A 12,966-nucleotide genomic window follows, 5' to 3' on the forward strand; every position below is an offset into this window, starting at 1 on the left:
AAATAGCGCGGGTCAACCCGCGCTATTTTTTTTATTTACAGGTTATCGGGCTGCTTTCCCGCCAGGTAGGGGTTATCCCTGACCTGGCGGTCCTCATCGATGATGACTGTCGGGATGGCCTGTTCCGCGCGGCTAATCTTCCATGCCTTTTCAGGAAGCTCGGCCCTGGCCTTTTCGTGGCGCTTGCGTGCCAGCGAAAGAGGCTCTTTGCCGACGATCTCCCCGCCGCGAACCAGATCGACGGTCAGGTTTCTGTCGTTGCAGTCTGCCCTTGGTGCCACCGTGACCCCGATGACCTCGGCCTCTGCACGACCGTTTTCGTCAATCTGACGGACTGCGTACTTTCGCCCACCGATGGTGTTCTTGTTCTTGGACTTCTTGTGCACTGGCTTTTGAGGGCCGTCAGGATCAGCCGAGCTGGCCCTAGCGACCAGCTTGTAGACCATTCCGCAAGTTGGGTGCCCGGAGCCGGTTACCACCGATGTGCCGACCCCGAAGCCGTCTACGGGAGCGCCTCGCAGCGCCGCGATTTGGTACTCGTCCAAATCGTTCGTGACGATGATTCTGGTATCGGTCGCGCCGAGCGAATCTAGCAGCTTGCGCACTCGCTTAACTTCCGTGTGCAGGTCGCCCGAATCGATCCGGATGCCGCCCAATTTGCCGTTGGTAAGTTTTACTGCGGTCTTGATCGCCTCGTCCACGTCATAGGTGTCCACTAGCAGTGTGGTGTGAGCGCCCATGGTCTCCAACTGTGCCTTGAAGGCCTCTTCTTCGTCGTCGAAAAGGAGCGTGAAGGAATGTGCTGCTGTTCCGCTCACCGGAATGTCCCAGCTACGGCCAGCCTCTAGGTCGGAGCTCGATCCGAAACCGGCGACCCAGGCCGCGCGTCCTGCCGCAACGGCTGCCCATTCGTGGGTGCGGCGGCCGCCCATTTCGATGATAGGACGGCCCTCGGCCGCCAGTGTCATGCGGGATGCTGCCGAGGCGACTGCTGAGTCGAAGTTGTAGATAGAAAGCAGCAAAGTCTCCAAAATCACGCACTCGGCGAAGCCACCTTCAACGGTGACCACGGGGGAACCACTGAAGAAGAGCTCTCCCTCTGGGTAGCCTGTGATGTCGCCGCTGAACTTGAAGTTGGCCAGCCAGTCGGCAGTTTCGTCATCGACGATCGACTTCTCGCGCAGGAACTTTATTTCTTCCGGGCCAAACCTGAACTTCTCTAGCGCCTCGAGAGCGCGACCAACTCCTGCCACAACGCCGTAGCTACGTCCGGATGGGAGCCTGCGGGGGAATAACTCGAAGGTGCAACGCAGATCCGCCATACCGGCCTTCATAGCTGCGTTGATCATGGTCAGCTCGTACATGTCTGTCAGCAGTGCTGTTGATGCCATGAATGCGATTTTACTTGCGAACTGGCGGCTTTTAGCCAAGGCGAGTCCAGATTTTGACCAGGGCTATAAGAATAGAGGTATGACTAACGAGCAGTTATCAATCGGCGCGACGTCGGTGCGCCCGAATGCCGAGTCGACTCTGCTCGCCGATAAACCTTGGGTGACCGTGGTCTGGGACGACCCGATAAACCTCATGAGTTACGTGGCTCACGTTTTCAGCACCTACTTCGGCTACGACCATGCGAAGGCCGAGACATTGATGATGCAGGTTCACATGGAGGGCAAGGCGGCAGTCAGCAGCGGCGTCCGCGAAGCCATGGAACGCGACGTGCAAGCGATGCACCAATACGGCCTTTGGGCAACATTGGATCGGGGTGCTTGATGCACGCATTCGAACGGGTGGGCGAGGCGACGGTTTGCCGCTTCGAGCCGGAAGAAATAGAGATTCTGCGAAGCCTGCTGTGCCAGCTCTTGGGGTTAATCACCGATGATTCCTGCTTCCTGCAGCCAGGTCAGCAATTAGGTGATTGTTGCTGCGATGCTGGCTCTAATAACTCTTGCTGCGAAGGTGAAGACGCAATCCTCGCAGAGTTAGATCGGCAATTCACCTCGAGCATGCAGCTCAACGATCCGACGTATTTTTCCCATGCGGATCCGGTGATAAAGCGGCTTTTTCCACCCGCCTACCTCGACGATGAGGAGGCCAATTTTGATTTCCAGCGTTTCAGCGCGCCTAGCATTTTTGAAGACAAGGTGGCGGGGCTACGCGCGATGCTCTCCGACCTGGCCGATAACTGCTCCGATGATGGGGTCTGTTCGGTGCCGGGCGAGCACCTCGGATATTGGTTGAAGACTCTGACCAGCATGCGCCTAGCTTTGGCAGTGCGGCTGGGCATCAGCACCAGCACGGACGCAGAGGCTCTTGCGGAAATCGGTCAAGATGATCCGCGATCTTTCGCCTATTCTATTTATGAATGGTTGGGGTTCGTCCAGGAATCCCTGCTAGCGGTTTGTGAATAGGAACTATGTCCAGCGAGCTTTCAACAGGTCTTCTCCCGGCGGTCGGAAAGATAGATTCCCGGCTGCCAATCGGTATTTTCGATTCTGGGTTCGGCGGGTTGACCGTCTCAAGAGCAGTCACCGATCTGTTGCCGCATGAGGACATCATCTATCTCGGGGACACGGCTCGAGCGCCGTACGGGCCCCGAACAATCGCGGAGGTGCGGAAGTTTGCCCTCGAGGGCCTCGATTGGTTGATGGATCAAGGCGTTAAGGCGCTGGTCGTGGCATGCAACTCCGCGTCTTCTGCCGCGCTCAGGGACATCCGCGAGCGTTATAGCGTCCCGGTTGTCGACGTAATCATTCCCGCTGCCAGAAGGGCGGCAAAAATCACCAGGAACGGGCGCGTTGGAGTCATATCGACTACCGCGACCGACAAATCCGGGGCCTATTTCGATGCACTAGCAGCGTCCAACGTCAGGCTATACTCCAAGCCTTGCCCGCGTTTCGTGGAATTCGTCGAAGAAGGCATTACCAGCGGCGATGAGGTATTGGAGGTCACTCGCGAGTACCTGCAGCCGCTGAAGGAAAAGAATGTCGACACGCTTATCCTGGGCTGCACTCACTATCCACTGCTTTCTGGAGCGATCAGCTATGTGATGGGCGAAGAGGTCGCGCTGGTCTCAAGCTCTGACGAGTGCGCTCGCTCGGCTTTCGCAATTTTGACCAAGCTTGAGGGATTGCGCGATGCAGAACCCGATAGGAGCGCAGAGCATCGTTTCTTCACTACGGGGGACCCAAGCAAATTCGCCGGTTTGGGATCGCGACTAGTCGGCGACTTTGTGAGTCGAGTTGAGAAGGCCGAACTTTAGGCCTCGAAAATTCCTTTTCGCGAAGGCTACTCTAGAAGGGTGGATAAGCGAGAAGATGGTCGCGCGTTTGATGAACTGCGCAAAGTGAAATTTACCCGTAACTGGCTGGACCATGCAGAGGGTTCTGTGCTGGTGGAATTTGGTGCAACTCGAGTGCTAGTCGCTGCATCTGTTGAGGCCGGGGTGCCGCGCTGGAGGAAGGGTAGCGGCTTGGGCTGGGTAACCAGCGAGTACGAAATGCTGCCAAGGGCAACAAACACCCGTAACTCCCGCGAGTCTCGCAAAGGCAAGATCGGTGGTCGCACCCACGAGATCAGTCGCCTAATCGGCCGCTCGTTGCGCGCCGTGATCGACTACAAAGCTCTAGGCGAGAACACCATAACTATCGATGCCGACGTGTTGCAGGCAGATGGTGGCACCAGGACGGCATCCATTACGGGCGCTTACATCGCTTTGCACGATGCGGTTGAGTGGATGCGCGAGCGCAAGATGCTTGCCGGTGATCCACTAACGGGATCTGTCTCCGCGATCTCCGTCGGGATCGTAGACGGCACCCCGATGTTGGACCTCGCATATGTTGAGGATTCCGTGGCGGACGTCGACATGAACATCGTTTGCACTGACGATGGTAGGTTCGTGGAGATCCAGGGAACCGCGGAAGCCGACCCCTTCGACCGCGAACAGCTAAATGAGCTGCTCGCACTGGGCGAGAAGGGCTGCAGCGAGCTTTCCGTCATGCAGCGCGAGGTGCTTTCGTGACAAGCAAGGTTTTGCTGGCTACTCACAACGACAAGAAGCTCGTCGAGCTGCGTAGAATCGTCGAGGAAGCCGGCCTGGACATCGAAATCGTTAGCCTGCACGACGTCCCGGAGTACCCTGAACCCGCAGAGACCGAGTGGACTTTCGAGGGCAATGCGCTCATAAAGGCTGCGGAGGGGGCCCGCAGAACCGGACTACCGAGCATCGCCGACGATTCCGGGCTGTGCGTGGATGCCTTGGGTGGAATGCCCGGTGTGCGCTCTAGCAGGTGGGCTGGGCCCGGGCACAACGACCAGGCGAATCTGGATTTGGTGCTGGCCCAGATCGACGACGTCGAGGCTGAGAAGAGGACTGCCCAGTTCGTCTCTGTAGTAGCAATCGTCATGCCCGATGGCCGCAAGAAAACCGTGCGAGGAGAAATGCCGGGTAGGCTAACTTTTGAAGAACTCGGGGAGAACGGATTCGGCTACGATCCCATCTTCATCGCGGACGAGCAGGAAGGCAACCTGACCACCGCTCAGATGTCCAGCAAGGACAAGGACGCAATAAGCCACAGGGACAAGGCTCTTCGCCAGATTCTTCCGGTCTTGGCGCAGATGCTCGGGCTGGACCAAAAACCGAAGGCCTGAGCCCAGAAAAGGAGAACCAATGAAGCAGTATCTTGATCTGTTGCGCCACGTCATGGATAACGGCGTGGTAAAAACCGACCGCACAGGCACAGGAACGAAGAGCGTTTTCGGCTATCAAATGCGTTTCGATCTTTCCGATGGCTTTCCGCTGTTGACCACCAAGAAGGTCTTCACTAGGGGAGTCTTCGGTGAACTCATCTGGTTCCTGCACGGCGACACGAACATTAAATGGTTGCACGATCACAACATCCACATCTGGGATGAGTGGGCAGACGAGAATGGCGATCTGGGCCACGTCTATGGATACCAGTGGAGATCCTGGCCCACACCTAGCGGCGAACACATCGATCAGATCGCCAAGGTGATCGATTCGATCAAGAACAATCCAGACTCGAGGCGCCACATAGTTTCAGCGTGGAACGTCGCCGAAGTGGAGGACATGGCGCTTCCGCCGTGCCACACGCTCTTCCAGTTCTACGTGGCTCCCGGCCAAGACGGTCAGAAGGGCAAGCTGAGCTGCCAGCTTTATCAGCGCTCCGCGGATCTTTTCCTCGGCGTGCCGTTCAACATCGCCAGCTACGCGCTACTCACTCACATGGTCGCTCAGGTCTGCAATCTCGAGGTGGGAGACTTCGTCCACACTTTCGGCGACGCCCATATCTATCTGAACCACTTCGATCAGGTCCGCGAGCAGCTTTCCAGGCAGCCGAGAAGCCTACCGAGCCTTTGGCTGAATCCTGACGTGAAGGCGATCGATGCCTTCGAGCTCGAGGACATCAAGGTTGAAAACTACGATCCGCACCCGCCCATCAAGGCGCCGATCGCGGTATAAAAGGAAAAATTATGCTCGCTGCTTTCGCACACACCGTAAACAATGACGATCCGATCTCCGCGCTGACCGTTGGACAGCGCCCCGAACCAGAAGCGAAACTGGGCTGGTCGAAGGTTAAGGTCAAGGCGGCCTCCGTCAACCATCACGACCTGTTCTCTCTTCGCGGGATAGGCCTCAGCGAAAAACAATGTCCGATGATTCTGGGCACCGACGCCGCGGGGGTGGACGAAGACGGTAATGAGGTCATCGTTCACGGTCTGATCGCTTCAGAAGGGTGGAGAGGCGACGAGACGCTAGATCCACGTCGCACGCTGCTTTCCGAGAAGTACGATGGCGGGCTCGCAGAATACATATCTGTGCCGAAGCAGAACCTCGTCGCAAAGCCAGAGGGCATGTCTTGGGAAGTTGCAGCTAGCGTCGGCACAGCGTACCTGACCGCCTACGCGATGCTTTTCGGTAAGGCCAATCTGGTGCCTGGCCAGTTGGTTGTCGTCCAGGGTGCAGGCGGTGGAGTCGCTACCGCTACGATCCAATTGGCAAGCGCCGCAGGGCTTCGCGTTTGGGCGATCAGCCGCAGCGAAAAAAAGCGTGTCAGGGCGATAGATCTGGGCGCCGAAGAAGCTTTCGAGCCAGGCGCGAGGCTCCCCGAGAAAGCCGACGTCGTCATAGACAACGTGGGAGCAGCTACCTGGTCTCACTCGGTGAATATATTGCGTCCGGGAGGACAGATCATCGTCTGTGGGGCCACTACTGGAGATGCTCCCGAGCGGGCTGAGCTGACGAAAATTTTCTTCCGTCAGCTTCAGGTGATCGGTTCCACTTTCGGCACCAAGGAACAGTTGGAAGACATGCTGAAGTTCATGGCTGCGAAGGGCATCGAGCCTGTTATCGACAGCACCTTCCCGCTCGAGCAAGCTGACAAGGCTTTGGAGAAGCTAGCAAGCGGAGACTTCTACGGAAAGATCGTGGTCAAGCCGTGAAACTGATAGCAATAGCTATCGTCGCTGCAAACGGAGTGATTGGCGACGGAGTCGATCAACCATTCAAGTTCTCCGAGGATTTCGCCAGATTCAAGCGCGTCACCATGGGGCACCCGCTGATCATGGGACGCAAAACATTTGATTCGATGGGTTTGCTGCCTGGGCGCTTCAGCATAGTAATTACTAGAACGCCTGAGAAACTAGACTTTCCCCTAGACAAAAAGGGAACGCCAAGGGCAATTGCGGTTTCCAGCCTGGAAGAGGCCATTGGAGAGGCTAGCAAACGCGCAGATGTCGCTTACGTCCTAGGCGGGGGACAGATTTATCGGGCTGCTATGGATTACCTAGACGAAATCGACCTGACAGAGGTGCCTAAAGACGCAGAGGGCACCGTAACTTTCCCCGAGCTCGGCGTACAATGGCAGGAAGTCTCCAGAGAACCCAGAAGCGAATTCGATTTCGTAACATATAGACGTGCGCTCTAAGGCATCGATCCTTCACCTCGACATGGACGCGTTTTTCGCGGCTGTCGAGCAGCGGGATAAGCCCTCGCTTAGAGGCGAAGCGGTTATCGTCGGCGGTGTCGGTACGAGGGGTGTGGTAGCGACTGCTAGCTACGAAGCGCGCAAGCTAGGTGTACATTCGGCGATGTCTGCATCGGAGGCAAGAAGGCTTGCCCCGGATGCGGTTTTTCTCGCTGGACGCAGACAGGCTTATAAACAGTCCAGTCGAATCGTGATGGATCTACTCAGAGAGCTTTCTCCGATCATCGAGCCCCTCAGCATCGACGAGGCTTTCGTAGATCTAGCCGCGGGAGGAATAGATTGCCGAAATCCTGAGGATCTAGAACTGCTTGCCAGGAGGCTGCGCGCCCAGCTATTTATCCGCACTGAGGGATTAACCGCTTCGGTCGGGATCGGCACCAGCAAGCTGATGGCAAAATTGGGCAGCGAGGCTGCCAAGCCGAACGGCTACAAGGTCTGGCCGGTGGGAACCGAAATTGATGTTCTCTCGGAGATGAAAGTGCAGGCGATTCCCGGCGTCGGTCCCGCCACAACCATAAAACTGAATCGGTTGGGTATTGAGACTGTTGAGGATCTGCAGAAGGCATCCGAAAAAGAGCTCGTACGCGCTTTGGGAGAAGCCGCTGGACACAGCTTGAAGCAGCTAGCTTTCGGTAGGGATGATCGCCCGGTCGTTTCGGTTAGGGCCGCGAAGTCGATCTCGACGGAAGACACCTTCGAGGTCGACGTAACCGATAGAGCAGAACTAGACGGATTCGTTGATCGCGATGCCGCGGATGTTTCCAAGAGGCTGCTCAAAGCGGGACTTTTCGCAAAAACAATTACGCTGAAAGCTCGCCTCGCGGACTTCACCACTTACACGCGTTCAAGAACCATCGCCGGAGCCACCGATAACTGCGAGCGGATCGCGCTGATCGCTAAGGGGCTTTTGGATGGCATAGAGATAGAGCAGGGGATTCGGCTCCTGGGCATCGGCGTTTCCAATTTTACCGAGGCTGCTCAAGAGGAGCTTTTCTGGATCGAGGAAAGCGAGCCGGCAGAACACACTTTCGTTTCCGAGGGCAGGCTCAGAAGATTCAGCACGGATGGTTGGCGAATCGGAACAGAAATAGAGCACGAAGAATTCGGTCGGGGATGGATTCTGGCCACCAGCCGAAAGTCGATCGGGGTTCGGTTCGAGACCCGAAGGACCGGCCCCGGAAGAGTCCGGACAATCTTGAAGGATGACCCGTTGATGACTCGTCCCGCGATTTTGCCCATGCGCTGGCAAAGGGACGAAGATTAGGAATATTTGGCGATGAACTTTGCGATGTCTTTATTAAGCTCGTCCCAAACCGGCCCTGGCTCTCCGAGAGAGCCGCGGAATGTGCCCTCATACATGTGAAACTCTACTTTCGCCCCGACTTCAACCATGTCCATTGCGAACCGGACGCCCTCGTCGCTCAGCGGGTCTACGGGGTTGACGACGAAAAACGACGGTGGCAATTCGATGTTGTCAAGGTCTTCGATGGGTGGGAAGACCTTTTTCGGATCGGCGTCGTCCAAGTAAGCCTGCCACGCATGGAACGCAGCCTGCCTTGTCCACACCGAACCGTCTTTGTCTGTCAGCATTGATTCTGCATTCAGCGACGGATCGACGAATGGTTCCAGGCAGATGAACCCCGAGATGGGTTCGCCGCCATCCCTCAGATGCTTTATGAGGCCGCCCCAGAAGATTCTGGCTTCCGCAGTGTCGCCGAAGCCGAAGATAGGGCTGCCTTTTTGAGCTTCTAACGCCCACTTGATCGTGGCTGAACAGTCGTCCCTGCCATAGGGATAAGGATTTTCTGGTGCCCTGCGATATTCGGGGGAGATGATATGGCAGTTTTGTTCTAACGCTAATCGTGCAATTCTGTCGTCGTCTTGCTGGGCAAGGCCAGAAACGTATCCTCTGCCGTGCGGGGCGATGATTAGCGGGGCGTCTGCTGGTATCCCGATTGGAGTCAAAATTTTGAGGACAAGATTGTGGTCAGCAGCTTTGATGCTGAGGTTTTGCACCGCTATCTTAGGGCAAAATCCTTCGGAGTTCATGCGCATTTCACCCGCCTCTCGGAGGCTGGTTACGTCCCAGGTTGTTCGTTCTGGAATATCCGCCGAATCAACTAGATAGTGTTGCAGATAACCACTCATTTCACCTCCTCAACTTTTCAGTTATGAAAATAATTATCTCGGCCAAGTTGAGCGAATTTTGCATTAGTTGCGCTTGCCAAATCTTTAGGGTCTAGGACTAGAGAAAAACCTCTTTTGCCTCCGGAGCAATATACTTTTTCTAGGTTTTCTACCGAAGCGTCGATGAGGGTCGGTAATTTAGCTCTTTGCCCTAGTGGGGAGATGCCTCCGGTTACATATCCGCTAGATCTTTCGGCGTCTTTCGGATTAGCCATTTCGGCCTTTTTGACGCCGAAATTTTTAGCGACAGATTTTAGGTCCAACATGCCGGCAACAGGAACTACTGCGACTGCTAATTTCTGCTTGCCGTTTGGGTTTAGATCTACGATCAGGGTTTTTAATACTGATCTTGGGTCTAACCCCAACTTCTTGCATGTCTCTTCGCCGTAGTGAGTTTGGTCGCTGTCGTGCTCGTAGCTGAGGATGTCGAACTTTATGCCTGCTTTTTCAAGCGCGATTGTTGCCGGCGTTCCTTTGGAATTTTTCTTCGACATACCTCAAATATATCCCGGGGGTGAAATACACTTTGCTGATTACCTGACTAACTGGCCATCTCTAAACACGTGTAAAATATTGCGCTCGTCGTCGAGAATTAGAAAGTTCGGAGAAGAACTAATCGAAAAATCAAATGTGACCCCAATATCGTTTTGACTTCCACACGCATTGGCTGGAACTGAAACGCACGCCCTGATTAATCTCGAAAAATCAATTTCGGATAATCCTCGGAATTGATCCGCAATGGTACTTGCGCCGCCTGCAAGGGTTTCGGTTCTGGTGAGGTAGCATCCGCCATCCCTCAGTTCGACGGGTAATCCACCAAGTAGATGTTCTCCCTGCTCGCTTCCGGTTACTGCGGCCGAGTCTGTGACCAGATAAGCGTTATCGACGTATTCCAACACGTCACCAACTAAATCTAAGTCGACGTGGACGCCGTCTCCGATAATTTCCAGCCAGCTGTAGCCAAGCTTTGCCGCTCGAATGAATTCGCTCGCGTACCGGCCCCGGGGCTCTGTGCGTCAACGGGGGCATCGCGTTGAAAAGATGCGTCACGGTCTGGAGGATCTTTGAATCGGCTAAATCGGAAATTTGCGTCAACGCGGCCCTGGTGGCAGCTCCCGTGTCGTTCGTGTGCCCCCAGGATGGGCGTGCGCCGTACTTTATGAGCAACCTTGCGGCATCAGCGGCTCCGGGAAGTTCCGGAGCTAGAGTCATGGTTTTGATCCAGCCCTTCGCCTCATGAAGCCAAATTCGCAGTTCTGTGAGGTCTGGGTTCCGCAGTGCGTGAGGATTTTGAGCACCGCATTTTTCCGGATTCACATATGGGCCCTCTAGGTGGATTCCGGCCAGCTCTCCGCTTTCGCAGAAGGGCAGTAAGGCCTGAATTTGAGGCATCGGGTCTGGCAAAGAAACAAGCGAGGCAATGAGCGCGGTTGTCCCGTTAAGGCGGTGTACCCGAATAGCAGCCGCAATTTGGTCTGGCTCGTAGTTGTCTGAAAAAGAAAAACCTGCGCCGCCATGGCAATGAGTGTCTACAAAACCTGGCACGATGTATCGGCCGCTGTAGTCGGATTGGGCAGCAGAAATTTTGGCCTGGTAAATGCAAACTATGCGGCCGTTTTCTAAGTGGAGTCCTCGGCCGACGATATTTCCTTCACCGTCGTAAACCTCGCCGGAACAAATCATGAGTGATCCTTGGATGAAGGAACCTTCAGGGGTACCGGAGAAGGGACTCGAACCCTCACGCTTTTAAGCACAGGAACCTAAATCCTGCGTGTCTACCAATTCCACCACTCCGGTGCGTTTGACTAGCTTAGGGCAAATTTAGCTTCAAACCCAAAGCTGCGCCAATTCTTGATACGTGGCCTTTGGCGCGCACGTTTCTTTGTACCTCAACGATCGTTCCAACGCCTTTATCGTCAACTTCTACGACGAACGTGCTGCGAATAACGCCAGTCACCTCTTTGCCGTAGATCTTCCGGACGCCCCATGCGCCGTAGGCTTTGATCGTTTCCTTTTCGGGATCTGCGAGAAGCGTGACGTCCAGGTTGTCTCTAGTGATGAAGCGGGTCAGCTTGTCTTTGGTGTCCGGGGAGATCCCGATGACGTCCACACCTGCCCCGTCGAATTGGCTCTTTGCATTGCTGAAATCGACCGCCTCGACCGTGCATCCCGGCGTCATGGCAGCGGGGTAGAAATAGACGATAACCTTGCGGCTTTTGTAGTCGGATAGCTTGATGATGCTCCCGTCGTGGGCTTCAAGCGAAAACTGTGGGGCGGTGTCGCCAACTTTGAGGTCAGTCATGCCAGATAGTTTAGCTAGTTACGGGTAGGCTTAAAAAGCAATTAAGCTAGACGTCGTCCCGCTAGATACTTGGAGGAAGATCGTGGCTGATGACAACACCGAACAGATCCGCGCGAGGATTGCTGCGACCAGAGCAAACCTGATGGGTGGAATTGAGGATCTTGCTTCTCAGGTAAATCCGAAGGCTGTCAAAGAAAACGTCAAAGAGTCGGTAAAGCAGTCCGCCGAAGATTCCAAGATTGCGGCTAAGAAAACCGTTAGTGATGCTGCGAGCGGAGTCAAGGATTTCTTTGTGGACGATCTGGGCGTTAAGTGGAACAACGTCGGTACTGTCCTGTTATCCGCCGGTGGTTTGGCTGCTGGTCTGGGCGCTTTGTCGGCAGTTTCACGCCTGTGGAAGTAGCTGAGCAACCGTTGCAAAACCCTCGATTTTGCATCTGAAAAAAGGCACGCTATAGTTACTTCCCGCGCGCACCGCTAGCTCAACTGGCAGAGCAATTGACTCTTAATCAATGGGTTCTGGGTTCGAGTCCCAGGCGGTGTACGATGTGAGACCCCGGTAGCAAAAACTGCCGGGGTCTTTTGATTTAATGACTTAAAAAAGGGGAAACCGGTGAGAGTAGGGATTTTCAAGACCGCAGATGAGGCTTCAAAAGAAGGCGCGAACATAATTGTCGATTTCTTTAGCCGCAAGCCCGCGTCAACTCTTGGCCTTGCGACGGGCTCGACTCCGTTGAAGCTCTACGCTCACTTGCGCGATGCGCACGCTAGGGGAGAGTTCTCGCTGCACAATTCCCTGGCCTTTGCTCTCGACGAATACGTCGGCATGGATATTGATCACCCGCAGCTGTATCGCAACGTTTTGAAGCAGGAACTTGTTGGCGATGACAAGACTGGCCTTACCAACGAAAACCTGCACACCCCTAACGTTTCTCACCCAGACCCCGACGTGGCGGCCATCAACTTCGAGGCTGCAATTAAGGCTTCGGGAGGAGTCGATCTACAGATTCTGGGCATCGGCGCCGACGGCCACATCGGTTTTAACGAACCTGGCGGTTCGTTAAACTCCCAGACGCACCACGAGGTTCTCGCGAGCCAGACCCTGGCCGATAATTCCCGGTTCTTCGAGGCCGATTCCGACCAGGTTCCGAAAACCTGCATCACGCAGGGCTTGAAAACGATCATGTCGGCCAAGAACCTGCTGCTGTTGGCTTTTGGCGAGTCCAAGCGCGAGGCCGTTTCGCAGCTCGTAGAGGGCCCCGTCAGCGCCAAATGGCCTTCGACCGTCCTCCAGCTCCACCCGAGCGCCATCGTGCTCGTAGATGAGGCTGCAGCGGCCGATCTGGAGCTTGCGGAGCTTTACACCACTCGCTGGCAGATGCTCAAGCACATCGACTAGTCGGTGCAACTTCCAGCTTCTAATTTTGTTCGTTCTCTTTCTAGAGCGACGATGAGATTGTCCAGTCGGTA

The 12,966-nt window shown here is 55.3% G+C and carries 16 protein-coding genes and 2 tRNA genes; 12 read left to right on the forward strand and 6 right to left on the reverse strand.

Annotated features, from left to right (window positions below; all coding sequences use genetic code 11):
* Positions 1-35: 35 nt before the first annotated feature.
* The gene (locus HMPREF1255_RS00990; protein WP_028821623.1) at positions 36-1,391 is read right to left on the reverse strand and encodes a nicotinate phosphoribosyltransferase; all 1,356 of its coding nucleotides are present in this window, start codon (positions 1,389-1,391) and stop codon (positions 36-38) included.
* A gap of 79 nt (positions 1,392-1,470) precedes the next feature.
* Between HMPREF1255_RS00990 and clpS the strand changes: the two genes are divergently transcribed.
* From clpS to HMPREF1255_RS01035, 9 genes are read left to right on the forward strand one after another with little or no spacing between them, the layout of a single operon-like run.
* A complete protein-coding gene (gene clpS / locus HMPREF1255_RS00995; protein WP_024110604.1) occupies positions 1,471-1,773 on the forward strand; it encodes an ATP-dependent Clp protease adapter ClpS in 303 nt (100 codons plus the stop codon).
* Entirely contained in the window at positions 1,773-2,411 is a 639-nt protein-coding gene (locus HMPREF1255_RS09295; protein ID WP_024110647.1) for a DUF2017 family protein, read from the forward strand. The genes clpS and HMPREF1255_RS09295 overlap by 1 nt, the downstream gene beginning before the upstream one ends.
* Positions 2,412-2,416: 5 nt before the next feature.
* Positions 2,417-3,262, forward strand: a complete 846-nt coding sequence (gene murI / locus HMPREF1255_RS01005) for a glutamate racemase (RefSeq protein WP_016456459.1) — start codon at positions 2,417-2,419, stop codon at positions 3,260-3,262.
* Between the two features lie 39 nt (positions 3,263-3,301).
* Positions 3,302-4,021 (forward strand): ribonuclease PH, encoded by a 720-nt coding sequence (gene rph, locus HMPREF1255_RS01010; protein WP_016456458.1) that lies wholly within the window; start codon positions 3,302-3,304, stop codon positions 4,019-4,021.
* On the forward strand, positions 4,018-4,650 hold the full coding sequence (gene rdgB / locus HMPREF1255_RS01015; protein WP_024110925.1) for an RdgB/HAM1 family non-canonical purine NTP pyrophosphatase: 633 nt from the start codon (positions 4,018-4,020) through the stop codon (positions 4,648-4,650). Before rph ends, rdgB begins: the two co-directional genes overlap by 4 nt.
* A gap of 19 nt (positions 4,651-4,669) precedes the next feature.
* Positions 4,670-5,482 (forward strand): thymidylate synthase, encoded by an 813-nt coding sequence (locus HMPREF1255_RS01020; protein ID WP_024110971.1) that lies wholly within the window; start codon positions 4,670-4,672, stop codon positions 5,480-5,482.
* An 11-nt stretch (positions 5,483-5,493) separates the two neighbouring features.
* Entirely contained in the window at positions 5,494-6,462 is a 969-nt protein-coding gene (locus HMPREF1255_RS01025) for a zinc-binding dehydrogenase (protein WP_024110695.1), read from the forward strand.
* The gene (locus HMPREF1255_RS01030; RefSeq protein WP_016456454.1) at positions 6,459-6,947 is read left to right on the forward strand and encodes a dihydrofolate reductase; all 489 of its coding nucleotides are present in this window, start codon (positions 6,459-6,461) and stop codon (positions 6,945-6,947) included. Before HMPREF1255_RS01025 ends, HMPREF1255_RS01030 begins: the two co-directional genes overlap by 4 nt.
* A complete protein-coding gene (locus tag HMPREF1255_RS01035) occupies positions 6,937-8,271 on the forward strand; it encodes a DNA polymerase IV (protein ID WP_016456453.1) in 1,335 nt (444 codons plus the stop codon). Before HMPREF1255_RS01030 ends, HMPREF1255_RS01035 begins: the two co-directional genes overlap by 11 nt.
* On the opposite strand, the gene HMPREF1255_RS01040 is transcribed toward HMPREF1255_RS01035, so the two are convergent.
* The 5 genes from HMPREF1255_RS01040 to bcp all read right to left on the reverse strand — a co-directional run bounded on the left by HMPREF1255_RS01040 (position 8,268) and on the right by bcp (position 11,496).
* Entirely contained in the window at positions 8,268-9,155 is an 888-nt protein-coding gene (locus tag HMPREF1255_RS01040) for an alpha/beta hydrolase fold domain-containing protein (RefSeq protein WP_016456452.1), read from the reverse strand. The genes HMPREF1255_RS01035 and HMPREF1255_RS01040 overlap by 4 nt on opposite strands.
* A 17-nt stretch (positions 9,156-9,172) precedes the next feature.
* On the reverse strand, positions 9,173-9,688 hold the full coding sequence (ybaK, locus tag HMPREF1255_RS01045; RefSeq protein WP_016456451.1) for a Cys-tRNA(Pro) deacylase: 516 nt from the start codon (positions 9,686-9,688) through the stop codon (positions 9,173-9,175).
* Between the two features lie 406 nt (positions 9,689-10,094).
* The gene (locus HMPREF1255_RS01055) at positions 10,095-10,877 is read right to left on the reverse strand and encodes an amidohydrolase family protein (RefSeq protein ID WP_016456450.1); all 783 of its coding nucleotides are present in this window, start codon (positions 10,875-10,877) and stop codon (positions 10,095-10,097) included.
* Positions 10,878-10,909: 32 nt separating this feature from the next.
* Positions 10,910-10,991 (reverse strand) — tRNA-Leu (locus HMPREF1255_RS01060).
* 13 nt (positions 10,992-11,004) lie between these two features.
* On the reverse strand, positions 11,005-11,496 hold the full coding sequence (gene bcp / locus HMPREF1255_RS01065) for a thioredoxin-dependent thiol peroxidase (RefSeq protein ID WP_016456449.1): 492 nt from the start codon (positions 11,494-11,496) through the stop codon (positions 11,005-11,007).
* Between the two features lie 82 nt (positions 11,497-11,578).
* Between bcp and HMPREF1255_RS01070 the strand changes: the two genes are divergently transcribed.
* From HMPREF1255_RS01070 to HMPREF1255_RS01080, 3 genes are all read left to right on the forward strand, one after another.
* A complete protein-coding gene (locus HMPREF1255_RS01070; protein ID WP_016456448.1) occupies positions 11,579-11,899 on the forward strand; it encodes a DUF3618 domain-containing protein in 321 nt (106 codons plus the stop codon).
* Between the two features lie 68 nt (positions 11,900-11,967).
* Positions 11,968-12,040 (forward strand) — tRNA-Lys (locus HMPREF1255_RS01075).
* 69 nt (positions 12,041-12,109) lie between these two features.
* Positions 12,110-12,895 (forward strand): glucosamine-6-phosphate deaminase, encoded by a 786-nt coding sequence (locus HMPREF1255_RS01080; protein ID WP_016456393.1) that lies wholly within the window; start codon positions 12,110-12,112, stop codon positions 12,893-12,895.
* Positions 12,896-12,966: the final 71 nt, after the last annotated feature.

The organism is Propionimicrobium sp. BV2F7 (assembly GCF_000510445.1).
GTDB lineage: Bacteria > Actinomycetota > Actinomycetes > Propionibacteriales > Propionibacteriaceae > Propionimicrobium > Propionimicrobium lymphophilum.